Origin of the sequence: Flammeovirga sp. MY04, assembly GCF_001682195.2 — a bacterium.
Lineage (GTDB): Bacteria > Bacteroidota > Bacteroidia > Cytophagales > Flammeovirgaceae > Flammeovirga > Flammeovirga yaeyamensis.
Window position 1 is genome coordinate 640,008 of record NZ_CP003560.2, and the last position, 19,721, is coordinate 659,728.

Below are 19,721 nucleotides of genomic sequence, written 5' to 3' on the forward strand. Positions count from 1 at the left end.
TCATCGAATACAAACATTATGAAAATCGAACAAATTTACACTGGTTGTTTAGCTCAAGGAGCCTATTACATCGAATCGGAAGGAGAAGCTGTAATTATTGACCCACTTAGAGAAACAAAACCTTATTTAGAAAAAGCAGAAAAAGAAGGAGCAAAAATTAAATATATTTTTGAAACGCATTTCCATGCTGATTTCGTATCTGGACATGTGTCTCTTGCAGAAGCAACGGGAGCAACAATCGTTTTTGGTCCAACTGCACAAACATCCTATGAGGCACATATTGCCAAAGACGAAGAGGTTTTCCAATTAGGTAAAGTTACCATTACTGTTTTACATACCCCTGGACATACACAAGAGTCATCAACATTTTTATTAAAAGATGAAAATGGTAAGGATGTCGCTATTTTCTCAGGTGATACTTTATTTATTGGAGATGTTGGACGTCCTGATTTAGCCGTGAAATCGGATCTAACAAGAGAGGACCTTGCAGGTTTATTATTCGATTCTCTTAGAAATAAAATTATGCCGTTGGCTGACGAAGTAATGGTCTACCCAGCCCATGGAGCGGGTTCTGCTTGTGGTAAGAACATGAGTAAGGAAACTTTTGATACGCTCGGAAATCAGAAAGCAACCAATTATGCTTTGAGAGACGATATGAGCAAAGAAGAATTTATCAAAGAAGTGACTACTGGTTTGGCGACACCTCCTCAATATTTTCCTAAAAACGTGAAAATGAACAAAGAGGGATATGAGCATATCGATCAGATTTTAGCCAATGGTAATACACCAATGAATCCTCAACTTTTTGAAGAGGTAGTAAATGCAGAAGGTGCTTTGATGTTGGATACTCGTTCACCTCAAACATTTAAAGATGGATTTATTCCTAATTCAATCAACATCGGTCTAAAAGGTGGGTTTGCTCCTTGGGTAGGTGCTTTGATTGTCGATCTACATCAACCCATCGTTTTGATTGCAGATGAAGGTACGGAAGAAGAAGTGATCACTCGTTTGTCAAGAGTAGGATATGATAATACTTTAGGTTTCCTTGAAGGAGGAATTGAAGCTTGGAAGGCTGCAGGCAAAGAGATCGATCAGATTGAATCGATTACTGCCGAGGAACTAAAAGAGAGATTATCAAAAGATATCCAAGTTATTGATGCTAGAAAAAAATCAGAGTATGTATCAGAGCATATCAATAACGATAAAGTAGTTAATAAACCTTTGGATTTCATCAACTCAGAATGGAATGATTTAGCAAAAGATGGTACCTACCACATTCACTGTGCAGGTGGCTATCGTTCGATGATTGCGTCATCAATTCTTAAATCAAGAGGATTTGATCACATCATTGATGTAAAAGGAGGTTTTAAAGCGATTAAAGAGGCGGGTATTGATGTGACAAATTATGTTTGTCCTTCTACAATGCTGTAGATTAGGTAGTAGGTAGTAGGTTTTGAAGTTTCTTCTTTTAGAAAGTAACTAAAACGGAATTGGATACCTGATATCTAAGATATTATCTATAAAAAATAAAGGTTAGCAATTTTCTAATTTGAATTGCTAACCTTTTTTATTAACCTGGCATTTCTACATTATAAGATTTGACATGAGAGATATTGGAAAAGATGTTTAGCCAACTTTTGTTTTTGACTCTGTATTTACTTAACAGTTTTACGATATCTAGAGTACCTATAGTATAAGATGGATTGAATTTCCCTTTGAAATCACCGTTATAGATAATCGTTTGATCCTCTTTTTCTAGAATGAGTGTTTTCTCACTATCAGAGATATAAATATTTTTGTAAACACTCGAATTTAAATTTAGTCTTTGATGCTTTGATTTAAAGCCTTTCATGTTTTTAAACATAATTGTTTTAGTTTAATTCCATTTAATTTTTGTAAACAAAAAATCCCAATTCTACGCTTTAGAAGTGGGAAAGAATAAATGGATAGTTTATTGATATTTAGCTGGTTTGTATTGAAAAGAAAGAATTTTTGTCGTATTTATTTGTAGTTGGTTTTTCTTTTCATTTACCAAAATATATGATTAATTTCATATAATACTGTTGATCCCAAATATAAGAAGAATATGTAATACATTATTATTAATCTAATCTAAAAACCATTAATTATTATAAAATTTGGGATCATGTTTTGGTAAAAAAATAAAAAAAGCTATCTCAATAAATCAAGATAGCTTCATAAATATCATAAAGTAGTTGTTACCAAACCTGATAGGTTAAACCAATCTTTCCGTATAAATTAAAAAGATTTGGATCCACTGTTTCATATCCACGAGGGAAAATTCCGTTGAATCCCCAAGCAATTTGAGCGTCGAAATTAAATCGGTTCACTTGTTTTTGAATACCGAATTGGGCACCCCAATCAAAATTAACCAAATCATGACTGTAATCATAAGGTGTATCTCGCCCGATTGGGCTTACCGTTCCAGCAACATCTTCGATTGTTCCTCCTTGATAAAGAATACCATCAAATGTTCCTTCAATCATTACTGCCAGATAAAGACCTGCAAGTACATTCCATCCGTTATCATTCTTACCTAAATTGGTTCTAAACTGAATAGGAAGTTCGATGTAGTTGAGTGAGATATTTGTCTTGACATCTCCTGTAACATATCCCAAATAGGCATCACTTACTTTAAAGTATTGATTTTTAACTGTCGCTTCTGTTGAGTTTCCTTTGTGAGTATAAGTAAGCTCCAAGTGAAGGTGATTTCTATCTCCTTTGATCGGAATATTTACATATCCACCTATTGAGGGATTAAAAGTAGTGGAGAAAGAAAATCGTTCGGGCATATTTTGAAAGTACATAGGAACTGATGCTCCAATGTTGAAACTTGCTCTCGCACCCCATTCCAATTTTTCTTCCTCTTGTCCGAAGACGGAGATACTGAAAAGGGTAGCAAAGAACATTACTACCCCAATTTTTTTATAATTCATGAAATTAGTATTCAATAGAAATTTCGTCAACAAATAAAGTACTTCCGATTGCTCCTCTGAAGAAATCGCCAGCACTTGTTGAAGTAAATACAACAATAATGTGAGTAGGAGTAGTATCTGCTGCTGCCCATCCAGTTTCTTCTTCACGAAGTTTAAAACCAGCTACAGGGTTTTCAATTTCACCATAAGTCACATCTAATGTACGTTTTGTCCATTCGGTTACAGTATCCGAATTTTGCATAGCTGCGGTACCTACACGAAGAATTTGATCACCTTCTCTTTTTTGTAAATACATATACACTAAACAAGAATCGACACCTTCAATTGTTGTTCCTAATGCACCGTCATATTGTTCATAAATAGCTCCAGGAGTATATTTATAGTTAAACGACATAGATACTGGTCGTTTTGTATAAGGAACTCCTAATTGAGCACTTTTAGCAGGATCTGAAAGGTTTAGTTCAAACTTACCAGTGTAAATTGTTGCCGCTGCAATACCTGTCAAGCCAATACCTTTAGTTTCTAACTTTGCAGCACTGCCATTAATTACATCTTCTTTTTCTTCATAAGCATTTACCACGCCTAAAAAAGTAGTTCCAGGGTTAGATGTTTCCCATCCCTTAGGGTTACCGTACTCACCTTGAGAATATTCGGTGTATTCCCAAGTATCTAAGCTTAAATTCTCTTCGAAGTCAGCAGATATTTCTTCAGTGGGGTTATTATCATCATCGGAGCAGGAGAACAAAGTAGTCCCTAAAAATGCTAAAACTATTAGTCCGTTGGTTAATTTCATTTTTTAAAAAGATTGAAGATGGTTAAGATTCAAAGGAATCATAAATAACCAATAATTAAAAAGAGATTGAAATATACATCTAAATATAGGAAAAATTGAGAAATATAAATTGTACTCCTCAAAATTATTCAAGCTGATTTAAAATGCGTTTCATTGCTTCCTCTAAAACTGATTTAGGATAAGCCGTATTCAAACGCATAAATCCATCTCCGGCTTTACCAAACATTAATCCATCTTGCACTCCCACTTTGGCCTTTTTAAAGAAAAATTCTTTGATTTGATCCTGAGTACCAAGTGCCCGGCAATCTAACCAAATAAGGTAAGTGGCATCAGGTTTCATTGCCTTAATAGGGGTTTTATCAAATTGTTCTACTATATAGTCGATATTGCCTTGAATATGTTTTAGTAAATCTTGATACCAATTTTCTCCCTGGTTATAGGCTGCTTTCATTGATTCTGTGGCCATCAATCCTCCAAAATCGAGATGCATATGTTTTACTCTGTTGACATATTTATCTTGTAATTTCTTGTTCTTAAAAATCAGATAGGCACAGTTTAAACCGGCTAAATTGAATGTTTTTGAAGGAGCCATGCAGGTAACCACCCTTTTTTCGGCTACATCAGATAATGAGGCGAATGGGATGTGTTTATGTCCATAGAACATAAGGTCAGCATGTATTTCATCAGAGATGATATTGCAATCGTATTGATCACACAATTGAAGAATTTTCTCCAGTTCTTCTTTACTCCAAACTCGTCCGGAAGGGTTGTGTGGATGGCAAAAGATCAATAATTTCAATCCATTTTTAAGTTCCTCTTCAAAAAGGTCAAAATCAATGAAATAACGATTGTCTGTATTGATGAAAGGGACTTCGACCAGCGTTCTGTCATTGCCAACGATATTGTCTCTGAACGGAGGATAAACAGGAGAGAAGATGCCTACTTTTTCTTTAGGCTGAGTGAATGCTTCTACCAAAAATCCCAATGCCGGAACAATGCCCGCTACAAAAACAAAATCTTTGCGATGCACTTTCCATTGATGTCTTTTATCAATCCAGTCGATAGCCGACTGCCAAAAAGAATCGTCCTGTAACGTATATCCATAGATGGGATGCTCCAATCTTTTGATTAAAGCTTCTGTAATTTCGGGAGCAGTAGGTAGATCCATATCTGCTACCCATAATGGAATAATATCTTCTGTTCCGAAGAGTACTTTTCGGAGATCGTACTTTACAGTGGAGAAAGGAGTGCGATCTATGTTTTTGGTGAAGTGGTTTTGCATAAATGAAAAAGACAGATTTTTATTCAAAGATAAAAATCTGTCTTGATAAAACTAATATTTAATTATCTACTGAGTAAGTTGATATTAATTAGGGTCTACACCATCTGGAAGTGTACAACCGAAATAAATATTATCTACAGCGAAATCATTACCATGCCACTTATCAGATGTTTCTTGAATACCAATTTCTACAACACCACTTTGTGAAGCAGTAAACTCGTATAATAAACCTGTCCATACTACATTGTTAGGATTTGTTTCAGGAAGGATATAATCTGAAGAATATTCTGTATTTACATTCAAGAAACCAATATTATAGGTGACATACATTCTAAGGTTAGGGTCATTGGTATCTCTGTTTGACGGTATAACATTTAATGCATCTGCGCTGAAGTAATAAGTTTCTCCTGCTAATACCGGTATATATGTTTTGAAGAACGTTTTAGAAAGAGGAGCATTTTCATCATAAGAGCTTCTAGTTTGATGATCATTTTGAGCTGCATTTACTACTAATACATTAGAACCTAAATCAACATCTATAAAAGCATTGTGAACTGATTTTGGATTATTTGTTACGGCTGCTAGCCCTTCATGATCACCTTGATCTAAACGAGGAGCCTCAGTGTAAGTACTGTAATAATCAAAATACATAGAATTGTCTCCTTCGAAATCACCGTAAGCAAAGTTTTCACAATAATCTGCGTACGCTGATACAAAATTAACATCAAATCCATCAAAAGTTCCACTACCATTATCCACTATTTTTACCCATTGGATTGGAGTGCCATTATCTATTCCTGTGCCCGCATAATCGAAAATATTCTCAGAAATATATGCATCACCCACTTCAATCCATTGACCTCCAGAACCACCTACTATCCAAGAGTCATTTACATAACGAGGTTGATTGTATGGATCGTCTGCTAACCAAACATATACTTTTGCTTTTTCATTATAAGAGCGTAATGCTTCAGCAACATAATTTGTTATACCATAGGTATCTTTATAATTTGCTAATCTATTCCAAGTAGTTTCAACTACTTGTAATCTAGAAGAAGGAGTAACTACTGTTGGTGCTCTAAACCTCATAACAGCATATCCACCTTGTCCTAATGCAGTAAATTTGTATGCTTTACTTCTTAGATCAGCGATGTCAGCATTTGCAGAGTTTTGTCTAGCCTCTGTATCCATATTAGGATTATTTGCTTCGTCTATAGTAGCTCCTGAAACCTTTGTGATTGTACCTGGTCTGTAAAGTTTCATTTCGGCTAAATTCCAATGCTCTTTTTTCCAAGGATCGGTTCTATCACCTTCAATAACTCTTCCACTGAAGTTACCATAATCTCCTTCACTTTCACCGAGATCAAATTCTTGAGTAGAAGCCATGTCACCCCAATTATGACCTTTGCCGTTATCTCCCATCCATGGGTTTCCATCGAGGTATAAAATTGGAGTATCTACTAATTCTCCATCAAGAGTCCATAAATTAATGTGTTTCTTAAAGTGGTGAGAAGTAAATACCATGTTATCACCACTTAAAGCAGCACCGGTAACTCTTCCGGTCCCTTTATATCTTCCTGGACGGTTTGGATTAGGTACTCTTAGTCTAAATACTTCAGCAGCATTGTAAGTTATTGTTGGAGTGCCACTACCATTCCAATCCCAATTTAAATCTAAAGCAATTGCTCTTTGTTTCCATTGAGTAAATGATATTAATCTTTGGCTTTCGAATCCACCTGTTTCACTATTATTTTGAGTGAATAAAATATCTCCACCCCAGAAATTAACTTCTCCAGAAATTGGATCTGTTTCAAGATCCGCTAATTCATCAAAGTAGGATTCAGGTAGATCAATTTCTTCATCATCAACATTTTCCATTTCATATTGTCCTCCATATTCATAAGCAACAACATGAGCCCAAATTTCATCTTCATAAGCAGTTCCATTCAACGAATTATCTACATCTGTCCAAATATCATTTCCATTATTGTCTGTGGGGTCGTCAGAGCCTCCTCTTCCGTTGTCTTTAATTACTCTAAAGAAACCAGATTTACCTGCTAAGAACAAGAACCCTTCTTGATCCACATCCACTTGAGTGATTTTTCCTCTAAATCTGTTTTCATAATGAGTAGCAATATCAATACCATCAGGATCATAAGTAAATAGTTTAATCTCACGTACTGTTAGGTCACTCAATTTTACTAGATAAATAGTGCTTCTGCTACTAATAACTACTGTGATGTAGTCATTATTAGGAGAGATACACATGTGACCACCACGTGGTAATTCCCATGGATCTCCATCTTTGGTGAGTTCTAGTTTGGTCATCTCAGCTATTGAATTACCATCGCCATCAGTGAGGTTGGTACCTAATCCTTGGAAATCATATTTCAATTCATAGATTGTTCCTATACCATTGTCATTGTTTAGAAGGAAGAGCCTTTGATTAAATGGCATCCTTAAGTTAGAAGCATCAGGGTCTTGATCATCATAGATCTGACTAGGCTCTTGTAGCTTGTTCGTACAAGCAAAGCCAATGAGAAGTAGCACGGCGAGCAAGCCGATTTTGGATAAAGTTTTCATAGTTTAATGAAAGGTAAAAGTTAGAAAATTTATTTAGATTTTGGATATATTAATGTGCCTTTGGATTATAAGAAATAGCAATGATGACATCAAAAAGTCGGATAAAAACTACCGCAAAATGCGGTAGTTTTTGTTCTTCTTTTTTGATAAACTAACTACTAATAATCTTTGGGTTATAATCACTTTGTACTATTTAGTTGGTATAACACTTCTTTAACTGTGTTTCTAGAGTATTCACTACCTCCAGTAAACCAGAAGCTGCAGATACTTTTCGAATATATTTTTCTTCCACCAAACTCATTAGGATGTTCCAAATGTATATCGATGTAATTCATTTTTTTATTTAAACTTTGAGGTTGAATATAGCCTGCATTGTCCATTTTATTATGGAAAGTTACCACTACACGACCTCCTTTATACGGGGCTTCTTTCCAGGCTTTTACTCTTTCATCTAGAAGATCTATTATGCCATCTCTGTTTTTATCTCTTTTATAGCTAACGGTTTCTTCTTTAATGATATCTTCCACCCAAAACTCTAACCCTTGAATGTTATTTTGGTAATATTTAGGCCAGCTAATTCTAATGCCACCGTTAATTGGGTAGTAAGTGAGGTAATGATCTGTGGTGGTACAATTAATGGTTTCGAAGGCCGCAATAAAGTTGAGATCAAATCCACCATTTTTACCTGCTTTTGTATCTAAATCGGTGGTATCGACAATTTTTACCCATTGTATCTCATGTCCCCTTAATTCTTTTAGTTTAGAGAGATCAAAGAAATTGTTATTGTTTACAGCGTGTTCAATACCAGTATGGTGATACTTATGTGCTTTATTTAAAGCAATCCAATTTCCTTTCTCAATCAATTCCTTATTGAGGAAGTCGTCTTTAGCATGTTTTCCAATGAGTACAAAAACTTGTGCCTGTTCGTACCAACCATTGTTTTTGGCTACAGATATTGAGGTGTATTCTTTGCTTTTGTCCCAGCTTGTTTCAGCGACTTGTAATGTGTGATTGGATGTTATAGGTTCATCAAATTTTAAAATTCCTACTCCTCCAGATAAATTGACAAACTTCATAGGTTTTTCATTGTCTCCTCTATAATCGGCAATATTGGCATTTTCTGAATTAAACCGTGCAGTAAGATTCACATTGTCTTCAATAGGGTCAAAACGTTGCATTTCATGTTTTTCAATCGCTGGCTTGAAATACTTTATGTTAGCATATTGACTATTGTCTTGTCTAAGATCTATCCAATCTCCTCTAATCTCTCTTTTGGTAATATCCTCAAAATAATGGTCAAATTGATTATTGTAATTCAAAATTTGCGTAGATGTGATTTCTCCCCATCGGTTTGTTCCTTTGAATGATTTTTTTCCTTGATACATCTTTGGGGAACTGATTAAATTACCTTGATGATCCCATAAAGATAGTTTTGAAGAATGATGATGAGTGATTAGTAATCGATTATTATCAATTAAAGTTAGACCTCTTGCATTTTTTAATTTAGGTTGAGAATAAAAATGCTCCTCAACAAAAGACTTTTTGATGTAATTTTCGGGTACATCTTTTTCAGTTACTTTTTGAAGTAGAGCAACATCGATATTTTTTCCCCATAGGTGATTGTTTCTTTTCGTGGATTCATCAAGAGTGTTCACCACACGGTAAGTGTGATGATCATTTCCAATTAGGAAATACCCCTGATTATCAACTTCCACGTGTGTGATTTTTTCTCGAAAGTCGGATAAGTTAGTCGAATTATCTTGATCGTATTGTAAAGGGAGAGAAGCTGTTTGATATACATTATTTCTTAGAGGCTGTTCAATATTGATGACATACATCTTTGAAAGTTCTCCAAAAAATAGGATTAAATATTGGTTAGAAGGATCAATGATCATTTTTCCGCCTTTGGGTAAAATGATTTCTTCTCCGTTATTTTCTAATTGAATAGGAGAGAGGTGTGCTTTATGCATATCTCTTTTGGCATCAAATTCAATTTCATACAAATCACTGTTGTGATTAACGGTGTTTAATATAAAATGACGTTGAGCAAAAGGCATTGATAAGCCTGTAGGGTCTTTGTCGAGCGGATTAAATAAGCCGGGTTCATCAAATGTTTGATTACAGCTTAGAAGTCCCACAATTACTAATAGTAGTAATGTAGAAGTTTTAATCATGGTAAAGAAGAAAGAATTATTGGGTAGTAAAGAAATAGTAAGAGTGAAAAATAGTCGTACGACTACGTTATTCTTGATGTTTTGTGGTTGAAAAGAAGCATAGTTACAGAGTTAAATTTGTGTGGTAAAGAATATTATTATTTATATATGCAAATATAAAATTTTGTTAATCCGCAAACAAATAATAACATCACCTTTTTAAGATTTGATTGTAAAATACCTAAAAAGGGTGATAATGAATGAGTTAAACAAAAAAGGGCCACTCCAAAGAGCAACCCTTAATTTTGAGATATTATATTCTATTGAACCACATCGCAAGCATCTTTGGTAAGTGTAACAGAAGAAGATTTCGTTAATACACTTCCATCAATGTATAATTTGAATGTTGGATTGCCTCCAGAATAAGGAATTGTAAAGAATAACTCTTTATTTGCTGAAACAGTTCCTTGGAAAACAACACCATTACCATAAGATTCCACATAAAAATCTTGATTACTAGCAGTGTGGTTTTTGACTCTTAATTGTCTAAACACATCGCCATTCGGAGCTTCAATTAATTGTTGTTGAGTAGTGAAACCATATTTATCTCCATAGTAATCTACTTCAACTTCTCCAATGACATCATGTGCTGAACAAACTATGTGTTGTTTAGGTCCACCATACCACATTTGCTTGTAGAATACTTTAGTGAAAGGAAGAATAAATTCACCAACACCTTCTACTTCGTACAACATGTTATAATCCCATCCATTTTTAGTGATTAAGCCAATCCAATTGTACTTGTATCCATCACTTACTGCATAAGATGAAGAGTTATTTTTCTTAGGTTGAGATATCAGAGATTGATTTTTCATCGCTGTTCCACCTGCACCCCACGATTGGTGTCTGATACCTTTTACAGTACAATCTGATTTTACTTCATAGGCATGTAATCTATTATTAATCTTAGCGATTAACATACCAATCAAGTTGCCTTGGAATTGTGCTTTCTGAGCTGCATCAAATACGATAACGTCGATAATCTGACCTGGTTTTGGTACAAGGAATGCATTTACTCTATCAAAGCTTTGTGCTTTTGTAGGAGGAGTGAATTTATCATAGGTGATATCACAAGTGAAATCGCCTGATGGTAAAATCATGTTATAAATGGCATTCTTATAACGAATACGACCTTCTTGTTTAGTTGCAAAAGGAACTCTTACAGTTTCACCATTTAAGTCATAAATAATATCTAGACCATCCCATTCAACAAATGAAGTAGTGATACCTGCCATTTCAGAAGTTGAATATTTACTTGGAGAATTTGGTAATGCTACGAAAGAAGTGTTCTTTCTTGCTCCACCCCATTCGAAGTGTCTTATGCCTTTAACAGAACAGTCATCATGAATTTCATATGCGTGAAGTTTTCCGTCAATTTCTGCCACAAAAGCACCAATGATTGCACTTCTTCCTGATACTCTACCAAAGTAATCTTTTTGTTCTTGAGATAACTCGATAATACTCGATTTGATCACTTGATCTGCTGTAGGGATTTTATACATTGCTTCACCTAAAATCACAGCGTTAGATGGATTGTCATCACCCGTTCTGATCGCATAACTATCTGCAGTAATACCATCACATGGTAACCAAGGGGCGTCGTCTGTAGAGATAATAGTATTACTTTCACCTTCGAAAATTGAAACAAAGTTGATATCAAAACCATCAGGAGTTTTTGAAGCGTTGTCAATGATTTTAATCCATTGTACAGTTGAGCCTTCCAAATCACCTAAGTTGAATTCGTTGTTTGCAATTGAAGCATCTCCAACTTCTACCCAAGTTTCTGATAATAAACCTTCGCTGAAATATCTAGCATTATTATTCGGAAGTACCATTACAGATGCTTGTTCAGGATACGCTACAAAAGCATCTGCAATTTCAGAATATTCTGATGCTTTGTTCCATGAAGTTTCAACAACTTGTAAAGTAGTATTTTTTGTTACTGTTACTGATGTTGGAAGTTTGAATATTGCATATCCACCACCTAATGAAACAAACTTGCTCGCATTTTTATTATAATCTGCAATATCTGCGTTCGCAGAATTTCTTCTTGATTCTTTAGATACGTTGTGGTTGTCTTCAGATAAATCTAGTACATCATATTTGTCAGCACCAATACCTGGACGGTATAGCTTAATTTCAGCATACTGATGACTTTCATAATCACCTCTGTACCAATCTACATAATAGGCACCGTCAATTTCTTTATTTGATAACTGATCATCATTAGAAGTATTTACATCGAATGATTGAGTAGATGCCATATCACCCCAATTATGAACTGTAAATCCATCGGCAGGGTTGCTAAATGTCATTTCAATAGTGCCATTCACGATTTCACATCCAATGTTCTTAATTGTAAGAATTTCGATTTGTGATGCGATGTCAATACCATATTGTCTCCAGTAAGTGCTGCACCTGTTACTTTACCTGCACTTCTGCTGCTTGTGTTTGCTTTCTCTGTTTCGTCTTGTAATTTATTCAAATCACCGAATACTTTACCGGCATCAAATGTGATGGTTTCAGAAGCATAATCCCAATGTAAATCAAGATAAATAGCAGTACCTCCTTTCCATTGTGAGAATGAAATTAAACGTTGACTCTCAAAACCGTCGGTTTCAGTAGAGTTTTGAGTGAATAAAATGTCGCCACCTTGGAATTTTACTTTTTTTGGATTGAAATTCTGATCGACATCAAAATATTCTTCTCCATCTTCAGTAGATTCCACTTGTAAGTTGTTAGCAAACTTATAATGGATGGCATGCACCCAATTTGTACCATATTTATCGGTATCTACACCGTTGTTCTCTAGATAATTTTGATCTTGTTGTTCCCAGATTTCAGACCAAATGTCACTCTTATATCCCACGTCAGAAGGATCTTGATTGCCATTTCCTCTATCTGCTACAACTCTAAAGAAGCCAGCCTTACCTGCGATAAATAAGTAGCCTTCTTGATCAACATCCACTTGAGTAATCCCGCCTACTTTTTTACCTTTTTCGTTTTTATAATTACTCATCAAGTAATTTGAAGGATTGTCAGTCACCTGATCAATAGAAACTTTATTAGGATTGTAAGCCATTAAAGTAGCTGACTTTACTTGACCTGTTGCAATTTCTACTAAATAGATTTTGTTCTTTTTAGCAACTACAACGGTTAAGAAACGGTTATCCGGAGAAACACACATGTGACCACCTTTTGGCAAGGTTTCTGAAGTGTTTACTTTTGTAAGCGTTGCACCGCCAGTTAAACCTTGGAAATCGTAATCGATTTCATAAATAACAGACGAATTGCCTGCTGAGTTTAATAAGAATACTCTTTGATTAAAAGGCATTCTCTTGTTAGATTCTTCAGAAGTCTCTTCTGAGGTGAAAACAGTTGGGTCCTCCAATCGGTTTTGACATGAAAAACCAATCAATAGCAATAGTAGCACCCAAGGGCTGATAGCTTGTTCATAAAAGAAATGTTTTAAGTAAAGAATAAGTGTTACAGTAAATGATAATTACTTAGAAAATTAAATATTTTTTGGGTAATGTATTACGTGTGCAAATGAACATATATCATGTGCGAAATGCAAATATTATATAAAATTACGCAAATAAATTTTAATCTATGAATGGGTTATAGCTTGTTAATAATCAGATAGTTTTTAAAAATAAAAAAGCTATCCCAATTTGAGATAGCCTTTCGTTTTTTGATAAACTAACTACTAATAATATTTTTAAGTACCACATAATAAATTATGTAATTTAAAAACCATAAAATAGGGGGATTTGCAATAAATTGGATTTGATTTTGTGGTTATTAATTTATCTGTGGTAAAGATTTTTTATAGTCTAATATTAATTTGCTACTAATATAGAGGTCTTGTTGTAAAATTCAAAGAATAATTGAAAAAAAATAAGAATCTCTTTAAGAATTATTGCTTATAGGAACTTTTTAGAGGCAAAAACAAAGAATTTACGCCATTAGATGATATTTTTAATCTGATTTACATTAACTATTAGTATCCCAAAAACTAGTAAAAAATATATGGTAACCCGTTTATATATTCCTTGGAAAAGACTTTTTAAAGACCTTTGGTTTTCTGTGTTGTTGATTGTTATATATATGCTTTTCTTATCAATTTTAGATGATGAACACTTATTGAGTCAACTAAGCTTACCATTAAGTATTATCTCCGTACCAGGTACAGCCATTTCCTTACTTTTGGCCTTTCGCACAAATTCATCTTATCAAAGATGGTGGGAAGCAAGAAAAGTTTGGGGAGCCATCGTAAATGACTCTAGAAGTTGGGCAAGACAACTTATTACTTATTTGCCTCAAAATGAAAATTCAAATGAAATTATCGAAGATATGTCCTTAAGACAAGCAGCTTGGTGTTTTGCTTTGGCAAGAAATTTAAGAAAGCAAGATCCGACAGCAGATGCTAAATATTTACTTAAGGCCGACGAGATAGAAGTGTTGAAGGGAAGTAAAAATGTTCCCAATTCATTACTATATACACAAGGGAAGTTATTAAAAGAGTTATTTAAGAATGGATACATAGATACATTTCAGTTGGTACAAATGGATACCACCTTGGTAAAGCTTACTGACTCTATGGGGAAGTGTGAAAGAATAAAGAATACAGTATTTCCAAGTATGTACACTTTATTGTTAGAGATATTGATCTATTTCTTCATATTTTTTCTTCCTTATGGTTTAGTAGAAACGAATGGGATGATATTGTTGGTGACAAGTGTGACACTAGCATTAGCGTTCTTAATTATTGAGAGAATTGCCACCTACTTACAAGATCCATTTGAAAACTCATCATCAGATACACCAATGCTCACTCTTTCCAGAACTATTGAAATCAATATCAAGCAAGAAATTAAATATAAAGATCTCCCAGATGCATGGAAGCCAGAAAGACCGTATGTTTTAATGTAGATCATCCATCTATAATTCTAAATTGTTTTTCTTTTCTATATTTGTAATCCCATATAAAATTTAGAAACTAATGGACTTAGAAAAACTATCGAATGATTGTATGAGTATTGCAATTGATGCAGGCCATGCAATTATGGAAATTTACAATAAAGAGGATTTAGGAGTTGAGATAAAAGATGATAACTCACCTCTTACTTTGGCTGATAAAGCTTCTCATGAAGTAATTATGAAAGGTTTATCAGAGTTTGATTACCCAATTTTGTCAGAAGAAGGGAAATCAATAGAATATGCTGAAAGAAAAGATTGGTCAACTTATTGGTGCGTTGATCCTTTGGACGGTACAAAAGAGTTTATCAATAGAAATGGTGAGTTTACCGTAAATATTGCTTTGATAAAAGATAAAAAACCTGTTCTTGGAGTGATCTATGTACCAGTTAAAGAAGTAATTTATATTGGTATTGTTGGAGAGGGCGCTAAAAAAGGAGAAGCAGGTATCTTAGATCCAATTCAGGTACAATGGAAAGACGGCGATCGTGTAGCAGTGCGTTCTAAATCACACGCTAATCCAGCCGAAGAAGAAATTATCTCAAAATATGAAGCAACAGAATCTATCTCAGTTGGTTCATCTTTGAAATTCTGTATGGTAGCTGAAGGAAAAGCTGATTTATATTACAGACATGGACCAACAATGGAGTGGGATACAGCAGCGGGACAAGCTGTTGTCGAAGCTGCAGGAGGTAAAGTGTATGTAGGAAATACAGAAGAAACAGAATTCGAATACAATAAAGAAAATTTATTGAACGGAAGCTTCCTAGTTCTAGGAAAATAATCTTCTCATAAATCAAAAAAAGGATTAAAACTTAGGGTGATTCCCAAAAGTTTTAATCCTTTTTTATATACTTTAGTTCCAAAGATTCTATCTGAATACACGGAATTATTTTTATAGCGTTTGAGTAGATTCCTCAAATTTGTAATTTTCCTTAGTTCCTTAGCTCCTTAGTAAAAAACGAGGTCGGGAGACCTCTAACGTTTATGGGCACAAATGACGCTTTCGCTTAACATTTGCGCCAGTTTTACTTCTTACCTCTTACTTCTTACCTAAAACGAGCGTTAACTTTGCTACCTGCTACCTGCTACCTGCTACCTGCTACCTGCTAAAACGCTTCCGTCATATTAAAGTAAATCAAATTCTGTCCAGCTAAAGGATCGCGACCTAAATCGACTCTAAAGTTCATTCTAGGTTGAACCTCTACTCTTAAACCAGCACCAAAGTTGGGTAATACTCCTCCAGGGTTCCATAAATCAGGACCAACCATACCTACACCACCCCAAGCGGCAAAGCCTAACCTAGATAGTAATTTAGATTTAGAGTTAATCATATGTCTATATTCCGCCATCATAAATGCAGAAGTTTTATCTCTATATTGACCTAGATAGTATCCTCTTAAATCAAAAGGAGACCCTATAAGTGACATATCGGTAAAAGGAACATCTCCATAGGAAGACCTTATTTTGGCAGTCCATGCTAATACTCTTCTTTCCCCCATAAAAGGGAGTAATTTGTATTGTCGGTATTCGGCACTAATAAATCCCCATTGACTATCTGAACCTAGCCATGTATCATAATACCTAGCATTGATATCGAAGAAAACTCCACTCCATGCATTGGCAGGAATGTCTCTTGTATCGTATGAGACTTCAAATCCTAAACCGATATTAAAAAAGTCCATTCCTTCAGGTTTACCACCTTGTTCAATATAAACAGAGTCAGTGGCCATCAATGGAGAAATTTCACTTAAATTTCTGTAAGTAACTTCGAAGGAAGGTCCTAAGAAAAAGTCAGATTCACCCAATCGGAAAAGTACCGAACCAAAGTTCACTATGGAGTTTTGGAAGAACTGTGTGGTGGAATCACTTCTTGGAATATTTTGATTGGTGTCGAAACCTACACCATAATAATTATCATAGTTATTTCTGTATTGTACTTGTCCGAAATATCGAATTTTATCGTCTTTGAAAAATAACTGAGGTTTAGCAATTAAGTTAAATCCACCAGAAGAAAGCCATGCACCTGCAATGGGCACGACAGACCTATTTAAATCAGGATCTGTTGTATCGATCTTAAAAGTGAATAACATACTTACCCCTAAAAGGAATCCGTAATCTGGAGTATACCCTGGTCCACCTAAAACACTAAAACGGAGATTTTTTTTCTTTTTCTCCTTTTTGATGTTCTCTTGAGCAGTGGAATCAGTTAATGCAGTAGTACTTTGTGCAGACACAACCTGAACTGATAAGGATAATAGTAGAATAAAAAATAAGGTCTTTTTTATTTTTCTTAGTTTCATAAAATGAAAGTTATTGACTTTTAGTCGTCAAACATTTGATAGATGATTGTCGGACGAAATTAATGAAAACATTTTAGACTTGATTCTATTTTTATGAAAATACAATAAAAAAAGGTCTTCACATGATGAAGACCTTTTCTATTTCCTTTAATAACCCAAAAACTATTTCTTATTGCTGTTTTCATAGGCTAATTAAAAGAAATAATTTTAATATTCCAATAAAAAAATGTAGAAAATACATTTTTATTTTACTCAAAGTTAAAAATGATATGTTTTATGAAATTCAAAATTCGTATAACTAAAAAAGGTCATCACAAAATGATGACCTTTTTTTTCCTTTAATAACCCAAAAACTATTTCTTATTGCTGTTTTCATTGACTAATTAAAGGAAATAATTTCATTATTACAATAATTCTTGATAAAAAAATACAACTTTATCCATTATTGTTCGTATTTCTTTAAATAATGAAAAAATAGAAAAGGCCATCACATAATGATGGCCTTTTCTTTTCCTTTAATAACCCAAAAACTATTTCTTATTGCTGTTTTCATTAACAATTAAGGAAATAATAATTAATAATCAAAGAAAAAATATAACTCTTCGTAGAATTTCTAACTATTTAGAATGATTATAAATAAAAATTTAGTGAAAACTTTTTACTAATTATTCTTCTTCAGTTTGAAGTTCAAGACATTTTTTTAACCCCAAAGTCCCTAATTGAGACACTAACTGATATACTTTTTCAAGCTCTTCTGTCTTGATGGTATAATTTGTCAGTATATATAATGTATTACCTAAAGGCCTTAGCAAAATATTATTTGATAAAGCCCAATTATATAACTCGTTTCTGATAGAATTAAAATAGGATGTTTCAGCCTCATTAATATAATCGAACGCAAGAATACTTCCCGTCACCCTAACATTAGAAAAATAGGGGAGAGTAGTTAATTTTTCTGCCATCATTTTCTGACTATTACAAAGCGTTTTTATTTGTTCTTGTCTTTCATCACCTATGAGCATTTCTAAACTTTTTAACGCTAAAGCACAAGTAATAGGATTTCCGGTAAATGAGTGTCCATGAAAAAATGTTTTCATCATGTCATCTACGAGATAAGCACTATAGACTTCTTGAGTACAAATGGTTAATCCCATTGGTAAAATTCCTGCCGTCAACGCCTTTGAACAACATAAAATATCAGGGGCATGATCAGTTAGATAATTGGTGGCAAATAACTTCCCAGTTCGGTAAAATCCTGTCATCACTTCATCGGCGATACTTAGCGTACCATAGCTTTGAGCAATACCAATTAAGTGGTCGAGTGTCTTAGCGGAGTACATTCTCATTCCGCTTGCTCCTTGTACTAGTGGCTCAAAAATAAACGCACAAACCTCTTCTGATGCACAATATTCTTCCATTAATTGATGTACTTCCTCTTCATTTTCTTCTGTTGGAAAAGGTAAATACAAAACATCAAACAAGTAATCGTCGAAAGGAGCAGAGAAAGGTGTACGTGCGGCCATTGATAGTGCCCCAAATGTATCTCCATGATAAGCACCTTCTAATGCAATTACCTTTTTTCTTTTGGTATCTCCTTTATTCCAAAAATATTGGATGGCCATTTTTAAAGCGACTTCAGTAGCTGTAGACCCATTATCAGAAAAGAAGAAACGGTGTAATTCTCCAGGTAATAGTGGTTGAAGTTTTTCTGCTAAAGCCACCGAGGGTTGATGTGCAAAGCCAGCAAAGATTATATGGTCCAAATCCAAAACTTGCTGCTTGATTACCTCAGCCAATTCTTCATTACCATGTCCATGAATATTGACCCACCAAGAAGCAATAGCATCAATAATTTCTCTTCCATCTTCCAAAGTAAGCAAGGAACCTTTTGCCGATGTCACAGGCAAAGGTGGAGGGGTGAGTGTTTGGGCAGTAAAAGGATGCCAAATGTATTCTTTATCCTTTTCTAATAATGATTTATTCATGATAATGAGTGATGTTTTTTATTAGGTTTTCTCTGACATTATTCGCCACTTCCTGAACAGTTTCTTTATTTACACTCTCTAATTGAGGTAAATGAAATAATTCAGGACAATCAGCATGTTTCAAAATTATTGATTTAGTAGCTTGGTTATTCTCTCCATTAAACACAATTCCCATCAAATTCAACCCTCTTTTTTTCAATTCATTAATGGATAATAATGTATGGTTGATGTTACCCAAATAAATATTACTCACCAAAATAACGGGCATTTGATGTTTCTGTGGGATATCAATCACCATATCTTTATCGTTAAGTGGTACCATAATTCCACCAGCACCTTCCACAATGAGTATCTCATTTTTATACTCCGGAACAATTATTTGATCTAAATCGATAGTAATTCCTTCTAATTCAGCAGCTGCATGAGGCGACATAGGATATTTTAATAAATACCCTTCTTTAATTTTTTCTTTTTGAGTAGGCAATAAACTATGAACACCTTCTGTATCTGTGGGAAATCCCGCTTGTACTGGTTTCCAGTAATCGGCATTTAATGCTTCGGTTAATATGGCAGAAACTACCGATTTTCCACTGTCTGTGCCTATGGCAGTAACAAATATTTCCAT

At 34.3% G+C, this 19,721-nt stretch carries 14 protein-coding genes; 3 read left to right on the forward strand and 11 right to left on the reverse strand.

All coding sequences use genetic code 11. The features are described from left to right. Positions 1 to 18: 18 nt before the first annotated feature. Positions 19 to 1,431 (forward strand): MBL fold metallo-hydrolase, encoded by a 1,413-nt coding sequence (locus MY04_RS02625; RefSeq protein ID WP_066205902.1) that lies wholly within the window; start codon positions 19 to 21, stop codon positions 1,429 to 1,431. Positions 1,432 to 1,570: 139 nt separating this feature from the next. Here MY04_RS02625 and MY04_RS02630 read toward each other — a convergent pair whose 3' ends face one another. From MY04_RS02630 to MY04_RS02665, 8 genes are all read right to left on the reverse strand, one after another. After that, complete coding sequence (locus MY04_RS02630) at positions 1,571 to 1,864, reverse strand: hypothetical protein (RefSeq protein WP_066205905.1); 294 nt, start codon at positions 1,862 to 1,864, stop codon at positions 1,571 to 1,573. Positions 1,865 to 2,219: 355 nt separating this feature from the next. Further along, entirely contained in the window at positions 2,220 to 2,957 is a 738-nt protein-coding gene (locus MY04_RS02635) for an outer membrane beta-barrel protein (protein ID WP_066205907.1), read from the reverse strand. 4 nt (positions 2,958 to 2,961) lie between these two features. Beyond that, on the reverse strand, positions 2,962 to 3,750 hold the full coding sequence (locus MY04_RS02640; protein WP_066205909.1) for a PCMD domain-containing protein: 789 nt from the start codon (positions 3,748 to 3,750) through the stop codon (positions 2,962 to 2,964). A 124-nt stretch (positions 3,751 to 3,874) separates the two neighbouring features. Continuing rightward, positions 3,875 to 5,032, reverse strand: coding sequence for a MalY/PatB family protein (locus tag MY04_RS02645; protein ID WP_066205912.1), 1,158 nt, complete (start codon positions 5,030 to 5,032; stop codon positions 3,875 to 3,877). 84 nt (positions 5,033 to 5,116) lie between these two features. Further along, positions 5,117 to 7,615: a hypothetical protein gene (locus tag MY04_RS02650; RefSeq protein WP_066205915.1), complete on the reverse strand. Its 2,499-nt coding sequence runs from the start codon at positions 7,613 to 7,615 to the stop codon at positions 5,117 to 5,119. A 179-nt stretch (positions 7,616 to 7,794) separates the two neighbouring features. Continuing rightward, positions 7,795 to 9,789 (reverse strand): hypothetical protein, encoded by a 1,995-nt coding sequence (locus MY04_RS02655; protein ID WP_066205918.1) that lies wholly within the window; start codon positions 9,787 to 9,789, stop codon positions 7,795 to 7,797. A 299-nt stretch (positions 9,790 to 10,088) separates the two neighbouring features. Then, entirely contained in the window at positions 10,089 to 12,143 is a 2,055-nt protein-coding gene (locus tag MY04_RS02660) for a hypothetical protein (protein ID WP_066205920.1), read from the reverse strand. A 14-nt stretch (positions 12,144 to 12,157) separates the two neighbouring features. Continuing rightward, positions 12,158 to 13,261: a hypothetical protein gene (locus MY04_RS02665; RefSeq protein WP_158297528.1), complete on the reverse strand. Its 1,104-nt coding sequence runs from the start codon at positions 13,259 to 13,261 to the stop codon at positions 12,158 to 12,160. 599 nt (positions 13,262 to 13,860) lie between these two features. Between MY04_RS02665 and MY04_RS02670 the strand changes: the two genes are divergently transcribed. Both MY04_RS02670 and cysQ read left to right on the forward strand, forming a co-directional pair. Then, positions 13,861 to 14,763, forward strand: a complete 903-nt coding sequence (locus MY04_RS02670; protein WP_066205926.1) for a bestrophin family protein — start codon at positions 13,861 to 13,863, stop codon at positions 14,761 to 14,763. Positions 14,764 to 14,833: 70 nt separating this feature from the next. After that, on the forward strand, positions 14,834 to 15,592 hold the full coding sequence (gene cysQ / locus MY04_RS02675; RefSeq protein ID WP_066205929.1) for a 3'(2'),5'-bisphosphate nucleotidase CysQ: 759 nt from the start codon (positions 14,834 to 14,836) through the stop codon (positions 15,590 to 15,592). Between the two features lie 325 nt (positions 15,593 to 15,917). On the opposite strand, the gene MY04_RS02680 is transcribed toward cysQ, so the two are convergent. The 3 genes from MY04_RS02680 to bioD form a co-directional block, all read right to left on the reverse strand. After that, complete coding sequence (locus MY04_RS02680; RefSeq protein ID WP_084005739.1) at positions 15,918 to 17,111, reverse strand: BamA/TamA family outer membrane protein; 1,194 nt, start codon at positions 17,109 to 17,111, stop codon at positions 15,918 to 15,920. Between the two features lie 665 nt (positions 17,112 to 17,776). After that, a complete protein-coding gene (gene bioA, locus MY04_RS02685) occupies positions 17,777 to 19,096 on the reverse strand; it encodes an adenosylmethionine--8-amino-7-oxononanoate transaminase (protein WP_066205931.1) in 1,320 nt (439 codons plus the stop codon). Next, a complete protein-coding gene (gene bioD / locus MY04_RS02690; protein ID WP_066205935.1) occupies positions 19,089 to 19,721 on the reverse strand; it encodes a dethiobiotin synthase in 633 nt (210 codons plus the stop codon). Before bioD ends, bioA begins: the two co-directional genes overlap by 8 nt.